At 67.3% G+C, this 16,295-nt stretch carries 11 protein-coding genes; 6 read left to right on the forward strand and 5 right to left on the reverse strand.

The annotated features are described in order from the left end of the window. The first annotated feature begins 135 nt into the window (after positions 1-135). On the forward strand, positions 136-2,667 hold the full coding sequence (locus AB4Z37_RS17920; protein ID WP_441518096.1) for an ATP-dependent helicase: 2,532 nt from the start codon (positions 136-138) through the stop codon (positions 2,665-2,667). Between the two features lie 69 nt (positions 2,668-2,736). Here the strand turns inward: AB4Z37_RS17920 and AB4Z37_RS17925 are convergent, their stop codons facing one another. Next, positions 2,737-4,053, reverse strand: coding sequence for a peptidase M15 (locus AB4Z37_RS17925; RefSeq protein WP_441518097.1), 1,317 nt, complete (start codon positions 4,051-4,053; stop codon positions 2,737-2,739). A 252-nt stretch (positions 4,054-4,305) separates the two neighbouring features. On the opposite strand from AB4Z37_RS17925, the gene AB4Z37_RS17930 reads away from it, so the two are divergent. After that, positions 4,306-5,865 carry a L,D-transpeptidase gene (locus AB4Z37_RS17930; RefSeq protein ID WP_441518098.1) on the forward strand — a complete coding sequence of 520 codons (1,560 nt, stop codon included), beginning with the start codon at positions 4,306-4,308 and terminating at the stop codon, positions 5,863-5,865. A gap of 95 nt (positions 5,866-5,960) precedes the next feature. Here AB4Z37_RS17930 and AB4Z37_RS17935 read toward each other — a convergent pair whose 3' ends face one another. Next, on the reverse strand, positions 5,961-6,812 hold the full coding sequence (locus tag AB4Z37_RS17935; protein WP_441518099.1) for a protein-L-isoaspartate O-methyltransferase family protein: 852 nt from the start codon (positions 6,810-6,812) through the stop codon (positions 5,961-5,963). Between the two features lie 122 nt (positions 6,813-6,934). Then, the gene (locus tag AB4Z37_RS17940; RefSeq protein ID WP_441518100.1) at positions 6,935-7,258 is read right to left on the reverse strand and encodes a hypothetical protein; all 324 of its coding nucleotides are present in this window, start codon (positions 7,256-7,258) and stop codon (positions 6,935-6,937) included. Positions 7,259-7,521: 263 nt separating this feature from the next. On the opposite strand from AB4Z37_RS17940, the gene AB4Z37_RS17945 reads away from it, so the two are divergent. The 4 genes from AB4Z37_RS17945 (at position 7,522) to AB4Z37_RS17960 (ending at position 13,494) form a co-directional block, all read left to right on the forward strand. Next, the gene (locus tag AB4Z37_RS17945; protein ID WP_441518101.1) at positions 7,522-8,313 is read left to right on the forward strand and encodes a L,D-transpeptidase; all 792 of its coding nucleotides are present in this window, start codon (positions 7,522-7,524) and stop codon (positions 8,311-8,313) included. 173 nt (positions 8,314-8,486) lie between these two features. After that, positions 8,487-9,908 carry an MBOAT family O-acyltransferase gene (locus AB4Z37_RS17950; protein WP_441518102.1) on the forward strand — a complete coding sequence of 474 codons (1,422 nt, stop codon included), beginning with the start codon at positions 8,487-8,489 and terminating at the stop codon, positions 9,906-9,908. Between the two features lies 1 nt (position 9,909). Continuing rightward, positions 9,910-10,956: a hypothetical protein gene (locus tag AB4Z37_RS17955; protein ID WP_441518103.1), complete on the forward strand. Its 1,047-nt coding sequence runs from the start codon at positions 9,910-9,912 to the stop codon at positions 10,954-10,956. A 204-nt stretch (positions 10,957-11,160) separates the two neighbouring features. Continuing rightward, positions 11,161-13,494 (forward strand): Tex family protein, encoded by a 2,334-nt coding sequence (locus AB4Z37_RS17960; RefSeq protein WP_441518104.1) that lies wholly within the window; start codon positions 11,161-11,163, stop codon positions 13,492-13,494. Between the two features lie 225 nt (positions 13,495-13,719). Here the strand turns inward: AB4Z37_RS17960 and tcuB are convergent, their stop codons facing one another. Beyond that, a complete protein-coding gene (gene tcuB / locus AB4Z37_RS17965; RefSeq protein ID WP_441518105.1) occupies positions 13,720-14,859 on the reverse strand; it encodes a tricarballylate utilization 4Fe-4S protein TcuB in 1,140 nt (379 codons plus the stop codon). Positions 14,860-14,867: 8 nt separating this feature from the next. Further along, complete coding sequence (gene tcuA / locus AB4Z37_RS17970) at positions 14,868-16,265, reverse strand: FAD-dependent tricarballylate dehydrogenase TcuA (protein WP_441518243.1); 1,398 nt, start codon at positions 16,263-16,265, stop codon at positions 14,868-14,870. Positions 16,266-16,295: the final 30 nt, after the last annotated feature.

The raw sequence follows: 16,295 nt of genomic DNA on the forward strand, positions 1-16,295 counted from the left end.
GAAGCGGGGAAAACGGCCTTATTCGGGGTGCAAAAACTGTCCTAAGCCCCTGATGACGCCTATATGAGGAGCCTGCCGTCGCGGCGGCTGTACCGCTTCGCACCGCGGTGCCATCCTGGTTCCAAGACGATTCGCATGACTGATCCGATCAAGCTGAGCCCCTTCGACGTGCCCGCGCACCAGCCCGCCGCTGGCGGCATTGCCGCGCGCGCCCGCGCGGCGGCAGCGCCCCAGTATCTCAGCGTGCTCAATCCGGAGCAGCGCGCAGCGGTCGAGACGCTGGACGGCCCGGTGCTGGTGCTCGCCGGCGCGGGCACCGGCAAGACGCGGGTGCTGACGTCGCGGATCGCCCATATCCTCACGCTTGGCCGTGCCCGCCCCGGCGAGATCCTGTCGGTGACCTTCACCAACAAGGCGGCGCGCGAGATGAAGCACCGCCTCGGCCAGATGCTGGGACAGGCGGTCGAGGGCATGCCGTGGCTCGGCACCTTCCACTCCATCGGCGGGCGCATCCTGCGCTACCATGCCGAGCTCGTCGGGCTGAAATCCAACTTCACCGTGCTCGACGTCGATGACCAGATCCGCCTGCTCAAGCAGCTGCTGCAGGCCGAAGGTATCGACGAGAAGCGCTGGCCGGCGCGCATGCTGGCCGGCCTGATCGACGGCTGGAAGAACCGCGGACTGACGCCATCGCAGGTGCCGTCGGGCGAGGCCGCCGTGTTCGCCAACGGCAAGGGCGGCAAGCTCTACACCACCTACCAGGAGCGGCTGAAGGTGCTGAACGCCGCCGACTTCGGCGACCTGCTGCTGGAAAACATCCGCCTGTTCCGCGAGCACCCGGACGTGCTCAGGCAGTACCAGGGCCGCTTCAAGTTCATCCTGGTCGACGAGTACCAGGACACCAACGTGGCGCAGTACCTGTGGCTGCGGCTGCTGTCGCAGGGCGCGGCCGCGCCGCTGCCCGGCCGGATGCTGCGCGACGCCTCGCGCGAGGAGCCGTCGGACACCCAAGAAGCCCAACAACCCGCGACGCCTGCTCCAGCGCTCAAGAACATCTGCTGCGTCGGCGACGACGACCAGTCGATCTATGGCTGGCGCGGCGCCGAGGTCGACAACATCCTGCGCTTCGACCACGACTTCCCCGGCGCCACCGTGATCCGCCTGGAGCGCAACTACAGATCGACCGGCCACATCCTCGCCGCCGCCTCGCATCTCATCGCCCACAACGAGGGCCGGCTCGGCAAGACGCTGCGCACTGAGGACGAGGACGGCGAGAAGGTCACCGTCACCGGCGCCTGGGATTCCGAAGAGGAAGCCCGCGGCATCGGCGAGGAGATCGAGGACCTGCAGCGCCGGCAGCACAAGCTCAACGAGATCGCCATCCTGGTGCGCGCCTCGTTCCAGATGCGCGAGTTCGAAGACCGCTTCGTCACCCTCGGCCTGCCCTATCGCGTGATCGGCGGCCCGCGGTTCTACGAGCGCGCCGAAATCCGCGACGCGCTGGCGTATCTGCGCGTCATCAGTTCGCCCGCCGACGATCTCGCCTTCGAGCGCATCGTCAACGTGCCCAAGCGCGGCATCGGCGACGCCACGGTGCAGTTGCTGCACGACCACGCCCGCAAGCGCCGCATCCCGCTGATGGAAGCGGCGCGGATGGTGATCGAGACCGACGAGCTCAAGCCCAAGGCACGCAGCTCGCTGCGCGACGTGATCACAAGCTTCGACCGCTGGCGGGCCCAGAGCGAGGTGACGCGGCACTCGGAACTGGCCGAGATCGTGCTCGACGAGAGCGGCTATACGGACATGTGGCAGAAGGACCGCTCCGCCGACGCCGCCGGGCGCCTTGAGAACCTCAAGGAGCTGGTGCGCTCCATGGAGGAGTTCGAGAACCTGCAGGGCTTCCTCGAACACATCGCCCTCGTCATGGACCGCGACGGCGGCCCGGAGGAGGACGCGGTGTCGGTGATGACGCTGCATTCCGCCAAGGGGCTGGAATTCGACACCGTGTTTCTGCCGGGCTGGGAGGAAGGGCTGTTTCCCCACCAGCGCGCGCTCGACGAGCAGGGCCGCGCCGGCCTCGAGGAGGAGCGTCGCCTCGCCCATGTCGGCATCACCCGCGCGCGGCGCCGCGCCAAGATCTATTTCGCCACCAACCGCCGCATCCATGGCTCGTGGTCGACCACCGTTCCCTCGCGCTTTCTCGACGAACTGCCGGCGCACAATGTCGAGATCACCGAGAGCAAGGGCGGCAGCGGCTGGGGCGGCGCCGGCGGCTATGGCGCCTCGCGCTACGACAATCTCGAGGCATTCAGCTCGACCTATTCGACGCCGGGCTGGCAGCGCGCGCAGCAGCGCAAGGGCGGCGGCGGTGGCACGGGTGGCGGCAGCGGCAGCCGCGGCGGTGGCTTCCGCGAGACCGGCAGCGGCTTCGCGCCCGGCGGCGATCAGTTCGGCAGCTGGCGCAACAAGCGCGGCGGCCTGACCATCGAGGGCGAACTGGTGGCGAAATCCACTGGCACCAACTCGGAGTTCTCCGCCGGCGACCGCGTCTTCCACCAGAAGTTCGGCTATGGCGCGGTGACACAGGTCGACGGCAACAAGCTCACCATCGCGTTCGACAAGGCCGGCGAGAAGCGCGTGGTCGACAGTTTTGTGCAGCGGGTGTGACACGCGCCGCAGCGAGCAACGCGGCCTTCCGGATCTTATCGTGCCGGCCTGATCGCGGAGCGGAGCCGCTCAGCTCGCTTTCGGCTTCGAGACGGCCGCGGTCCGCGGCGGCTTCGCGGAGCGTGCGTGATCGCGCGCAGAGAGGCGCTTGCCTTTCTTTGCGCCGGCCCTCTTGATCTCTGCCGTCCTGACGTCCGCTTTCCTGACATCGGCCTTTCTGATGTCAGCTTTCCGGATATCGGCTTTCCTTGCGTCGGCGTCGACCTTCTTCACCTTCGCCTTCGCAGGCTCCTCCTTCTTGACAGCCAGCGCTACCGTCCTGATGGCGGGATGGTGCTTGGCATATTCCTCGCCGTCGATCGGCGCGACGTGTGGCGGGTCGCGGCCGAGATACGGACGCCCGATGCCGAACTCCTGGCCGTGCGCATCGATCCATGTCCAGAATCGCGACGAGGACGCAAACCGCTGGTCGCGCGTCGCGCCGTCGACGCTCACCACATCGGCTGCGAGCCCGTGGCCATAGCCGCCGCGCAGGCTGCCGCCATGATACGACCTGTTGTTTGCGGCCTTGAGGCCGCTCGCGATCGACTGTCGGTAATCGTCACGGAAGCCGCTGGTGATGCCCGGCGACAGCCCCGCGGCCTCCGCCGCATGCAGCAGCTGAAACAGTTTCAGCTTGAAGCTGCGCTCCATGCCGCCGATCACATAGTCCATCATCGGCCTGCCGGCATGCACCGCCGCATCCGGGTCCTTCCAGCCGAAGTCCTGATCGACCAGCCTGGTGAAAGCCCGGGATACCGTTACCATCTTGCGCTTGCGCTTGACGACGACATCCCGCCATTCCTGCACCTTGATGGCGTCTTCCTTGGGCGTGCGCTGATAGAGCGCCCACAGATAGCGATCGACGCAGATGTCCACGACCAGGCACTCGTCGACGATCTCGATCGGCGGCGTCGCCCTGGCGGCTTCGACAGGTTCGACATCCGACGGATTGGCATTGGCGACCTGCATGGCTTCCGGTTCGGCTGACCGGGCATCGGGCGCAGCCAGCGGGGCCGCTTCGGCAACCGCTGTGGGCATCGGCGGCGCGACGGGCGTGCCGGCGGCGCGTTCCGCAGGCGGCAGCCCGCTCGCTCCATCGGCTTTCGAACGGGCCGGCGCCGCGGGTTTATCCTGATCGCCGGCGGTTATCGCGTCCGGTTGCGACGGCGCGGCGGTCTGCGGCGCGATAGCGAACAAGGGCGCAGCGAGGTCGGCGGGCGGCGTGGCGGCAACGGCCTCCCCATCGTCCGGCATCGCGCCAGGCAGACCAACGATCGCGGTGGCGAGCGCGACGGCGCACACCGCAAGCATCGGAACGATCAGGAGTTGCCGCGGGTTCATCATTCCAGCCTCATCGGAACCGGACTGCACATCATGCGGACGAACGATTGTCCTGACAAGGAAATGACCAGGCAATGGCATAACCTCGCCGGCGGCCGCGTTTTGCCGGGGTGTTGCGTGCGAGCAACGGGATGGCCGGCCGGCGGGGATCCGCAACCTGTTTGATGCCGGTTTCAGCTGCAGGCATGCTTGTTCCCCGCGAGTCTGATATGGGAGACAGGCACGGCAGCTGCGCGCGCTGCAACGGGGAATGGAATGGCGAATCGATTGATGCGGGCGAAATCCACCGTGGCCGGACGCCGCCTCGGGCCTTCAGCCATCGCAATGCTCGCGGCGATGGCCGCGCTGCTGGCGCCGGTTCCGGACGCCGCCGCGAAGCAGGCGCGCCGCGCCCAGGCGGCCGAGACCGTGGCGCCGCGCGAGGCCGGCGAGCCGATCATGGCCATTGTGTCGATCAAGAGCCAGCAGGTCACGTTCTACGACGCCGAGGGCTGGATCCTGCGCGCGCCGGTATCGACCGGCGTCAAGGAGCGCGAGACCCCGGCCGGCGTGTTCGCCATCGTCGAGAAGGACAAGGACCACCACTCGACCATGTATGACGATGCCTGGATGCCGAACATGCAGCGCATCACCTGGAATGGCCTCGCCTTGCATGGCGGGCCGCTGCCCGGCTACGCCGCCTCGCATGGCTGCGTGCGCATGCCCTACGGCTTCGCGGAGAAGCTGTTTGAGAGAACCCGCATCGGCATGCGCGTCATCATCTCGCCGGAGGACGCCGCTCCCGTCGATTTTTCCCACCCGACGCTGTCGCTGTTCGTGCCGAACGCTGCCGTCGTCGCGGCGGCTCCCGCCAGGGCCGAGACGCTGTCGCGCGAGGCTGCGGACGCGGCCACCGCCGCCGACGACACCAAGAAGGCCGCGGCGGCGGCCGCCCGTGAGTCCGCTCCGCTCGCGGCCGCCCTGCGCAAGCTGGAGCGCCTCAAGACCCGCGCCGATGCCGAGGTCGCAGCCGCCGATCGGGCCGTAAACACCGCGAAGAGCGACCAGGCCAAAGCGAAGGCCGGGGATCGCCAGCAGAAGGCGGCAGCCAAGGCTGCAGAGCTCGGCGCCCAGTTCGACGCCGCGAAGGCGGACACCTCGTCGAAGATCGACGCCGCCAGCGCGGCCAAGGAAGCCGCCAAGACGGCTCAGGCCAAGAAGGCCGACACCGCCAAGGCGGCGCTCGACGCCAAGCTCGCCCTCGAGCCGGTCTCGATCTACATCAGCCGCGCGACGCGCACGCTCTATGTCCGGCGCAACACCCACAAGCCGGCGCCGGACGGCGGCGGCGAAGTGTTCGATGCCAGCATCGAAGCCCCCGTCACGATCCGCGACCCCGACAAGCCCCTCGGCACGCATGTCTTCACGGCGACGGCGCGCAGCGATGCGGGCCTGCGCTGGACCGCGGTGACGATCGAGCATGCCGACGACGCCAAAAACGCGCTCGACCGCATCACCATCCCGCAGGACATCCTCGACCGCATCGCGCCCACCGCGCTGCCGCGCTCTTCGATCGTCATTTCCGACGAGCCGCTGAGCGAGGAGACCAACTATCGCACCGAATTCGTCGCGGTGCTGAGCGACCAGCCCCAGGGCGGCTTCATCACGCGCAAGCCGAGCACCGTCATGGTGGCGGACGACAATGGCTGGAACGACGGCAACCGCCAGAACGACGACGGCTTCGGTTTCTTCTTCCAGCGCAACCCGAATCCCCAGCCGCGCTACATACGCCGGGGCGGCGGCCAGTTCTTTGCTCCGTTCGAGCAGAGCTGGTGATGAGCGCCGCACATCGCGCGTAGGTCGAACTGTCGACCTCAGGACAGACGCATCCAACGCTCCGACACAGAAGGTTGCGGCTTCTGCCGATAGCCCTATTTGGCGCTATCGAGCGCAGCCGCCGAGAACCACACCTGCGGATAGACCGCGACAGCGGAAGCGTCGGGGGCGCGGTCGCGCGTCAGCCACAGCGACGCGACCGCCGCGGCTTCGGCGCGGCTCGGCACCCTGAGCGAGCCGGCGGCATCGGACGCGCCGCTGCACCGGATGAACCAGGCGCCTCCGACGACCCTTGCCGCAAAGCCATGCGCCGTGCGTGTCACCAGCAGCGCAAGGCCGACGGACTCGGACGGACGCCAGGGAAAGATCATCCGCCCGCCGGGCTGCAGCGCCTCCAGCCAGGACGACGGCGGCGCCACCACGCCGGCATTGACATAGATCAGGTCCGATGGCGGCAGCGGCAGCACGGTGGCATCGCCGGTGACGACGCTGACGCCATCGAATGGCGCGAGGTTGACGCGCGCCGCCGCGGCGAGGCGGTCGTCGAGCTCGAATGCGTTGACCCGCCCGCCCGGCAACACCAGCATGGCGAGCAGCGCGGTGTAGTAGCCCGTGCCGGCGCCGATCTGGCAGACGGTCTCGCCGGATCTCGGCGCCACCGCATCGAGCCAGCCTGCATGCAGGAACGGCTCGCCGTTGTTGATTCCCTTCGGACGGTCGAGCACCACCAGCACGTTCTGGCACAGATGAATGGGGTCGGCGCTCGGCGTCTCCACGATGGCGCCGCCCTGCACCATGATCTGCCATGGTCCGGGACCGACGAAGGCCTCGCGCGGCACGCTTTCGAACACCCGCGCGAACCGCGGGTCCGCGGCACCGCCGGCTGCCGCCATCAGCGTGGCATAGAACACGCGCGCCTCCTCGAGACGCCGGTCGCGACGAGACATGGTCCCACCTGTCCTGATCCCGGCTGATCCGATTGTCAGCCGTCACGCGCCCACCAGCCTGACAAAGGAAATCCGCCGCGCAGGGCGCGGCGGATCGATCATCGCGCCAGGACGTGACGCGATCAATAATGCCGGTGATGGCGATGACGGCGATGATAGGAGCGGTGCGCCCGGCGATCGGGAATCCCGAGCACGCCCTTCACGCCGCCGACGACGCCTCCGACACCGGCGCCGACCGCGCCGCCCACCACGCCGCCGACCGGTCCGGCCGCACGATTGCCCCGCCGCGCGCCTTCCTCGGCACCGCCAACGATGCCCTGCGCATGGGCGAGATGGGGTATCGCAAGCAGCGCAAGCGCCGACAGCGCGGCCAGCAGATGCAGCCTGAACAGCGACGGCCGGACGACGGCGAGAACAGCCGATTGCGGTACGGTGGTCTTCCTCATTCTCTGGCTCCCTGGAACATCGGAATGCCGCGTCAACGCCACAAGGAACCAAAAGTTGCGCCACGATCTGACGAAAGCATGGGGGGACCAATCTGCCGGCCATCGGCCCAGGATGAACAGCAAAGCCGCTGGAACCAAATTGCAGTTTCGTGCTTTACTACCGCTGGACGGTGGAGGGCGTGCACTTGAGGCCGCGTGCACTTGAGGCCAGGAGCCCGGAGACCATCAGTATGAGTACGCATCACAGGGTATCTCGTCACAGCATGTCCATTCTTCGCCACCTCCTCTCCATCACCATCGTCGGATCAGCGATCGCCGTCGCAAGCCCTGCGGCCAATGCCGCTGTGCAGATCACCATCAACAAGAGTAACCAGCAGATGACCGTCGCGGTCGACGGCGTCGAGCGCTACACATGGCCGGTCTCCAGCGGCGTCCCCGCCCACGAGACGCCGAACGGCACCTTCCGCGCCTTCCGCATGGAAGCGGACCACTTCTCCAAGGAGTGGGACGACGCGCCGATGCCGCATTCGATCTTCTTCACCAAGATGGGCCACGCCATTCACGGCACGGATTCGGTGCGCCGGCTCGGCTCGCCGGCATCGCATGGCTGCGTCCGACTGTCGCGCGACAACGCCTCGACGCTCTATGCGCTGGTCGAAAAGGAAGGGGTGCTCAACACCACCGTCACCCTGACCGGTTCGTCGGAGACCGCAATCGCTCGCGGCCGTAACGGCGAGAGCGGCACGGCTGTCGCAAGCTCGCGCCGCGCCGCGCCAGGCGAGCCGGTGCAGATCGCGCCACGCACCACCGCACGCAACACCGACGGTCTCGACAATGCGCCGGAGGTCTATGTCGACCAGTATGGCCGGCCGGTGACGGTCAGCCGTGGCTACGCCACCGATGCCTACGGCCGCCGCGTCTACCAGCCGCGCCAGCAGTATCAGCAGCAGTACCAGCGCGGCTATGAAGAGGCCGACGCCTACGGCCAGCAGTACTATGCCCGCCCGGCCCAGCCGCGCTCGCAGTTCTTCTACTACAACTACAACCAGTACTGATCGCCCGCCGCGCTGCGGCGCGGCCGGCGCCTCACCCGGATGATAACGGCAGGATGACACCTCATGGCGTCGTCCCGGCATGGCTGACCGGCGCTCTCTCATACCACCGGTCATATTGACGGCGGCGCCGGAAATGTGGCTTTGGGGAATGGCCGGAGACCCGAAGCCCGACCATGCTGTTCGTCACCAGAGAATTCTTCCTCGGTTTTCTCCCGATCGTCCTTGCGGCCTTCCATCTTTCGCTGGCCGCGGGATGGCGCCGGCTGCTGGTGCCGATCCTGCTGGTCGCCTCCGTGGTGTTCTACGCCTGGGGCAATCCGGCGGAGACGCCGATCCTCGTCGTCTCGATCCTGGTCAACTATCTCAGCGGCCGCGCGCTGGTCGACCTCGGCCTCAGCCCCGCCCGCCGCAAGGCGGTGTTCATCGCCGCACTGGTGTTCGACCTCGGCATGCTCGGGGTGTTCAAGTACACCAATTTCGTGCTCGACAACCTCAGCTGGCTGTTCGAGCTGCCGCCACGGCATATCGACATCGCCCTGCCGATCGGCATCTCCTTCTACACGTTCACCCAGATCGCCTTCCTCGCCGACATCTACGCCAACGGCCAGCGCCAGCGCGACATCGCCAGCTACGGCCTGTTCGTCACCTACTTCCCCCACCTCGTCGCCGGCCCGATCATTCACTGGCGCGAGGTGATGCCGCAGTTCCAGGCGCTGCGGCACAAGGACGGACTGGCGTTCGCCTCTTCCGCCTACGGCGCGTTCCTGATCGAAGGCACCTGCCTGTTCTCGATCGGCCTGATCAAGAAGCTGCTGGTCGCCGACCAGCTCAACGTCTTCGTCAATCTCGGCTACAAGACCATCGCGACCGCCCCGCTCGGCTTTGCCGACGCCTGGCTGCTCAGCATCGCCTACACTTTCCAGCTCTATTTCGACTTTTCCGGCTATGCCGACATGGCGGTCGGCCTGTCGCTGCTGTTCGGCGTGCGCATTCCCTACAACTTCAATTCGCCGTACATCGCGGTGTCGATCCAGGACTTCTGGCGGCGCTGGCACATGACGCTGTCGCGCTGGCTGCGCGACTATCTCTACATCCCGCTCGGCGGCAACCGCGGCGGCCCCGGCATGGTCTATCGCAACCTGTTCCTGACCTTCCTGCTCGGCGGTCTGTGGCACGGCGCCGACTGGACGTTCATCGCCTGGGGCGCGCTGCATGGCGCCGCCTGCTGCGTGCACCGCCTGTGGACCACCGCCGGCTACCGCCTGCCGCGGCTCCTCGCCCTCATCGTCACCTTTCTGTTCGTCAACATCACCTGGGTGTACTTCCGCGCCCCCGATCTCGCCACGGCCCATGCGGTGCTGAAGGCGATGGCGAGCCCGCAATGGGCGGCGCCCGCCGTGCTGTTCGCCACACCGCCGCTGCTCGCCGTCAGCGCCGCGCTGGTGTGGCTGTGCCCGAACAGCCAGGCGATCGCCTCGCTGGAATGGCGCGGCCGCGCCGCGCTGTCGGGCGCGCTCGCCGGCGCAGCCACGATCGTGGCAATGATCGCGACCAACACCTCGATCCCGTCCCCGTTCATCTACTATAATTTCTGACGTGAAGACGCTCGCCACATTCCTGCTGTTCGCGATCGGAGGCGCCGCGCTCGCCGCTCTGGCGAGCTTTGCCTCCTACGACGCGCTGACGGCGCACACCCGCAAGGTGCCGTTCTCCTATCCGCAGCTGCTGCTGGAGCGCGTACCCGGCCCGCGCATCGTCGTCGACGCCGGCTCCAGCTCGATGTTCGGCATCGAGCCGGCCCTGATCGAGGCGGCCTTCCGCACCCCGGTGATCGACGTCGCCGACAATGGCAGCATCCCGCTCGACATGAAGATCTACCGGATGCTGCGCTACGCCCGCGCAGGCGACATCCTGATCGTGCCGCTGGAGTGGGTGTACTACACCCGCGACATCGTCCCGCTCGACTTCATCGACAAGACGCCCAACGAATACGCCGCCTATTACGCCAGCCAGCCGGCGCTGCAGCGGCTGATGTTCGCCGTGCAGCACGTGTCGCTGCACAACCTGTCCGACGCCGCCCGCCTGTTCATGCGCGAGAACCTGCTGCGATCCAACTACCGCCAGATCCGCAACGAGCATGCGAAATGGCCGTACGGCGACCGCAAGGACGACCATCGCCGCCGTTCCTCGGTGGACAACATCTCCTGCGCCGACTACATCGCCGCCGCCGGCACCATGCCGCCGGTGGTGGAATGGGCCGCCGGAAAGCTCGCGGAACTGCAGGCGAGCCGCGGCGTGCGCGTCTACCTGACCTGGCCATCGGTGGCAGGCACGGACTGCTACAGCATGAACGACGGCAAGCTGCCGATCGCCGAGGAGGCGCGGGCGATCTTCAGCCGCCACGGCATCACGGTGGTCGGGGAGGTCGCCGATTCCTCGTTCACTCCCGAGCACATGCTCGACACCTATTATCATGTCGACAGCAACGCGGCCCGCCTGCGGACGGAGCGGCTGATCGGCCGCCTGCAGGACGCCGGCCTCAAGGCCGCGGAGGGGCCCTTTCGCCCGACCGCCACGCTCGCCGAAGAAGCCCTGCGCGCCCTTGAGGCGACCATGCAGCCGCAGGATGTCGTTTTCCCCTAAGCCGTTCCATGGCTTAGCATTTTCTGCGAGGGCGGATCGGTTCCCTGTCTATGCCGCCTCGGCACCAATTCACAGAAACTTTTTCGAATCGTGACGGGTTGATGAATCGGCCTCCGATAGCCATAAGCGCTTCTCCGGACGCCTGACGATGCCTTCCAGGATCCCTCGGTGCCCGGCCTCTCTCTCGGAATGACAGGTGCGCGCTTGGCCAATACCATCTTCAAACGGATCGCAGACGAACTCGGCATTCGCGAGCAGCAGGTGGAGGCCACCGTCGGCCTGCTCGACGGCGGCGCCACCGTTCCCTTCGTCGCCCGCTACCGCAAGGAGATCACCGGCGCGCTCGACGACGCCCAGTTGCGCACGCTGGAAGAGCGCCTCGGCTACCTGCGCGAGCTCGAGGACCGCCGTGCCGTGATCCTCAACTCGATCCGCGAGCAGGGCAAGCTCGACGCCGCCCTCGAAGCCCAGATCATGGCCGCCGACAGCAAGGGTCGCCTCGAGGATATCTACCTGCCCTTCAAGCCCAAGCGCCGCACCAAGGCCGAGATCGCCAAGGAAGCCGGCCTCGAGCCGCTCGCCGATCAGCTGCTCACCAAGCCGGAAATCAACCCGCAGGACGCCGCCGGCGCCTTCATCAACCCGGACAAGCAGGTCGCGGACGTCGCCGCGGCGCTCGATGGCGCCCGCGCCATCCTGGTGGAGCGCTTCGCCGAGGATGCCGACCTGATCGGCGCGCTGCGCGAGCAGATGTGGTCGAACGGCATCTTCACGTCCAAGCTGCGCGACGGCAAGAAGGAAGCCGGCGCCAAGTTCAGCGACTACTTCGAGTTCAGCGAGCCGCTGCACAAGCTGCCGTCGCACCGCATCCTGGCGCTGTTCCGCGGCGAGAAGGAAGAGATCCTCGACCTGCAGATCGATCCGGAAGCGCCGTCGCCGACGCCGACCACCGTGTCGTCCTATGAGCTGCGCATCGGCCAGCGCTTCGGCATCGCCGACCGTGGCCGCCCCGGCGACAAGTGGCTGAGCGAGACCGTGCGCTGGGCCTGGCGCACCAAGATCCAGATCCACCTCAACGTCGACCTGCGCATGCGGCTGTGGACAGCCGCCGAGCAGGAAGCCGTGCGGGTGTTCGCCTCCAATCTGCGCGACCTGCTGCTGGCCGCGCCCGCCGGCACCCGCGCCACCATGGGACTCGACCCGGGCTTCCGCACCGGCGTCAAGGTCGCCGTGGTCGATGCCACCGGCAAGGTGGTGGACACCACCGCGATCTTCCCGCACGAGCCGCAGCGCCGCTGGGACGAAGCGCTGGCGATTCTCGCCAACCTCTGCCGCAAGCACAAGGTCGAGCTGATCGCGATCGGCAACGGCACCGCGTCGCGCGAAACCGACAAGCTCGCCACCGAGCTCGTGCGCAACATGGCCGAGCTGAAGATGACCAAGATCGTCGTGTCGGAAGCCGGCGCGTCGGTCTACTCGGCCTCCGCCTTCGCCTCGCAGGAACTGCCCGATCTCGACGTCACGCTGCGCGGCGCGGTATCGATCGCCCGCCGCCTGCAGGACCCGCTCGCCGAGCTCGTCAAGATCGACCCGAAGTCGATCGGCGTCGGCCAGTACCAGCACGACTTGTCCGAGTCCAAGCTGTCGCGCTCGCTCGACGCCGTGGTCGAAGACTGCGTGAACGCCGTCGGCGTCGACGCCAACACCGCCTCGGCGCCGCTGCTGGCGCGGGTGTCGGGCATCGGCGCCGGCCTTGCCCAGAGCATCGTCGACCACCGCAACGCCAAGGGCCCGTTCGCCTCGCGCAAGGACCTCAAGGACGTGCCACGGCTCGGGCCGAAGGCGTTCGAGCAGTGCGCCGGCTTCCTGCGCATCCCCAACGGCGACGATCCGCTCGACGCCTCGGGCGTGCATCCGGAATCCTATCCGATCGTGCGACGCATCCTCGAGGCCACCAAGAGCGACATCAAGGCTGTCATCGGCAACGCCACCGTGCTGCGTACGCTGAAGCCCCAAAGCTTCGTCGACGAGACCTTCGGCCTGCCGACCGTCACCGACATCCTGCGCGAACTGGAGAAGCCGGGCCGCGACCCGCGCCCGGTGTTCAAGGCCGCGACCTTCGCCGACGGCGTCGAGACGCTGAACGACCTCAAGCCGGGCATGATCCTGGAAGGCTCGGTGACCAACGTCGCGGCCTTCGGTGCGTTCGTCGACATCGGCGTCCACCAGGACGGCCTCGTCCACATCTCGGCGATGTCGCGCACCTTCATCAAGGACCCGCGCGAGGTGGTGAAGCCCGGCGACATCGTCAAGGTCAAGGTGTTGGAGGTTGACGCACCGCGCAAGCGCATCTCGCTGACGCTGCGCCTCGACGACGAGCTCGGCGCCAAGAGCGAGCGTGGCGCTGCCCCGATGTCGCGCGGCCAGGCCAAGCACATGACCTCGCAGGCGCCGCGCAAGGGCGGCAAGCCGGACACCGGCGGGGCGCTGGCCGACGCGCTACGCGCTGCCATGAGCAAGTCCCAGCCGCCGCGCTGAGACCTGCTCCCTCCCGAACATCGAAAGCCCGGATGCCTCGCGCGTCCGGGCTTTTTTATGCCTTCGAGAGCCGCAAAATCTCTGGACCTCCTCATGGTGAGCAGCGCGGCAAAGCCGCGCGTCTCGAACCATGAGGCCATAGCAACGTACGGGCCTCATCCTTCGAGACGCCTGCTCCGCGGGCTCCTCAGGATGAGGAATTGAGCAACCAGCCGGCCATGCCGGTCAGCCGCCGGCCATCTCCCGCCGCCGCTCGCCGGCGTATTTCATCAGTGCGCCGAAACGGTAGAGGCCGTGCACGAACTTCGAATAGGGCATGGTAACGAAGAAGCTGAAGACGAAGCCGAGATGCAGCGCCAGCAGCGTGCCCATCGCCGGCGTCGCGCGCAGCACGAGCAGCAACAGCCCGGTGAGGCCGGTCAGGAACAGCATGGCGATAAAGCCGGTGTCCATGCCACGCCGGCTGGCGTCGACCATCGCCGGATCGCGCTTCTGTTTGGCACGACACAGCCCGATCGGGCCGATCACAAGGCCGATTCCGCCGAGCGTGCCCAGCACCACCGGAAGATCATAGACCGCATAGGGCGCGTGCCAGCCAAAGGCATAAGCATAGATGGTGGCGACGCTGGTGGAGGCGAAGCACAACCCGAAGCCATAGAATGTCAGGTGATGATAAAGCCGGCGATTGTCGGTCGGCTTGTCGTCGTCGTTCATGCAACCGACGCCGCCGCCGTCGAGGTAGCGCAGCTGCGCCGCATCCCTGACCGCCTGCCAGAATGCCGGCACGCTGCCGTCGCCATGCCCGGCGATATCCATCCAGAACCGCCGGACGCCCATCACCAGCGCTACGATGGCATAAGCGAACGCCGCACCGAATACCGCCACCATCGCCTCGTGGGGCATGATCCGGTAGAACGCGCCGGGACCGGCATGGCTGCCGAACATCACCCGCGGATCGTTGAACGCCATCATCGCCGCGAAGAAGGCGCCGATGCTCAGCGCCATCACGAGGCTGATGGTCAGGCCGTTGCGGCGGAACGCGCCGCCGAGGAAGGGCGGCCAGGCGTAAGCGGCATAGGAGTCATTGCGCACCGCAGCCAGCGTCTGCGGCACGTTGACCGCGAATTCGTGCGGCGGCGAGAACTGGCAGTCGTAGTAGCAGGCGCCGCAGCTGTGGCAGAGATTGGCGAGATAGTTGAGGTCGCCGGCCGCGAACTCGCGCCGCAGCTCCATGGCCGGGAATACGGCGCACAGCCCTTCGCAATAGCGGCAGGAGTTGCACACGGTCATCAGCCGTTCGGCTTCTGCCTGGTTCGCGGTGAGAAGGGAAGCGCCGTGATCCGGGCGAGAGGTGATGTCGAGCATGGTACGCCTCAGTTCCGAACCGTTTTTGCGGCGGTTTGGCCGGCGATCCGGCCGAACACGCTACCGATGGTCATGCCGATCCCCGCGGCATAGCCGCGGCCGAGCACATTGCCGGCCATGATCTCGCCGGCGGCGAACATGTTGGCGGCAGGCTTGCCGTCCTGCATCAGCATGCGCGCCTCGCGGTTCACGCGGGTGCCGAGATAGGTGAACGTGATGCCAGGGCGCACCGGATAGGCATAGAACGGTGCGGTATCGACCGGCCGCGCCCAATGCGACTTGGGCGGCGACAGCCCTTCGGTGCGGCAGTCGTCGAGCACGGTTTGGTCGAAGGTGCCGGGCACCACCGCCGCGTTGAAGGCATTGATCGTCGCGTCCATCCGCCGCGGATCGAGGCCGAACTTTCCGGCCAGCTCGGCAATGGTCGGCGCGCTGATCGGTGGATAGAGCGAGGGCATGAACGAGGTCAGCGATTTGGCGTCGAACACGATGTAGGCGATCTGGTCGGGCTGGCCGGCGACGAGGCGTCCCCAGATCGCATAGCGCTTGGGCCAGAAATCCTCGCCCTCGTCGTAGAAGCGCTCGGCGACATTATTGAGCACGACGCCGAACACCACGCAGTCGAGCCGGGTGATGATGCCGCCGTCGAAGCGCGGCGCGCGCGCATCGATCGCCACCGCATGACACTGGGTGGGATCGCCGACCGCCTGCACGCCATTGTCGAGCAGCATGCGCAGCACGGTGCCACGATTATAAGGCGTGCCACGGATCAGGAAATTATCGGCGACGTCGCCCCAGTACTGCTTGAGCATGGCGATGTTGGCCTCGAAGCCGCCGGCAGCTGCGACCAGCGCGCCAGCACGCACCGTCTCGACGCGGCCGTTCACGCGCACCTCGGCGGACAGGAACATGCCGCCCTCGATCGCGAGGTCGACGACCTCCGCGTCATAGGCGACCTCGACGCCGAGCTCTTCGGCCGTGCGGTACAGCGCGTTCAGCATCGAGCGGCCGCCACCAAGGAAGAACGAGTTGGTGCGGCCGAGGCTGAGGGTACCGCCGAGCGAGGGCTGGAAGCGCACGCCCTGCTGTTCGATCCAGCCGAGCATGTCCTTGGACTGGGCGATCATGAATCGCGCCAGGTCCTCGTCGGTGTGCCCCTGCGTGACACGCTTGAGGTCGTCCCAGAACTCGTCCTCGGTATAGGGACCGGTGAGATGCTGCGTAGCGCTGTCGTGGGCGCAGCGCATGTTGCGGGTGTGGCGGGTGTTGCCGCCGCGGTAGAACTTCGGCGCCGCCTCCAGCACCAGCACGGAGGCACCCAGCCGGCGCGCGCTGATCGCCGCGCACAGCGCCGCGTTGCCGCCGCCGATCACCAGCACGTCGAAGCGGCGCGAGAAATCCGGCATCGCTGCCGCGGCCGCGCTTGCGCCCGCCAA

Source organism: Bradyrhizobium sp. 2TAF24 (assembly GCF_052115025.1).
GTDB lineage: Bacteria > Pseudomonadota > Alphaproteobacteria > Rhizobiales > Xanthobacteraceae > Bradyrhizobium_A.

Coding starts and splice junctions, on each gene's coding strand:
- AB4Z37_RS17920 (WP_441518096.1), top strand. CDS start 136: ATGACTGATCCGATCAAGCTGAGCCCCTTCGACGTGCCCGCGCACCAG.
- AB4Z37_RS17925 (WP_441518097.1), bottom strand. CDS start 4,053: ATGATGAACCCGCGGCAACTCCTGATCGTTCCGATGCTTGCGGTGTGC.
- AB4Z37_RS17930 (WP_441518098.1), top strand. CDS start 4,306: ATGGCGAATCGATTGATGCGGGCGAAATCCACCGTGGCCGGACGCCGC.
- AB4Z37_RS17935 (WP_441518099.1), bottom strand. CDS start 6,812: ATGTCTCGTCGCGACCGGCGTCTCGAGGAGGCGCGCGTGTTCTATGCC.
- AB4Z37_RS17940 (WP_441518100.1), bottom strand. CDS start 7,258: ATGAGGAAGACCACCGTACCGCAATCGGCTGTTCTCGCCGTCGTCCGG.
- AB4Z37_RS17945 (WP_441518101.1), top strand. CDS start 7,522: ATGTCCATTCTTCGCCACCTCCTCTCCATCACCATCGTCGGATCAGCG.
- AB4Z37_RS17950 (WP_441518102.1), top strand. CDS start 8,487: ATGCTGTTCGTCACCAGAGAATTCTTCCTCGGTTTTCTCCCGATCGTC.
- tcuB (WP_441518105.1), bottom strand. CDS start 14,859: ATGCTCGACATCACCTCTCGCCCGGATCACGGCGCTTCCCTTCTCACC.
- tcuA (WP_441518243.1), bottom strand. CDS start 16,265: ATGCCGGATTTCTCGCGCCGCTTCGACGTGCTGGTGATCGGCGGCGGC.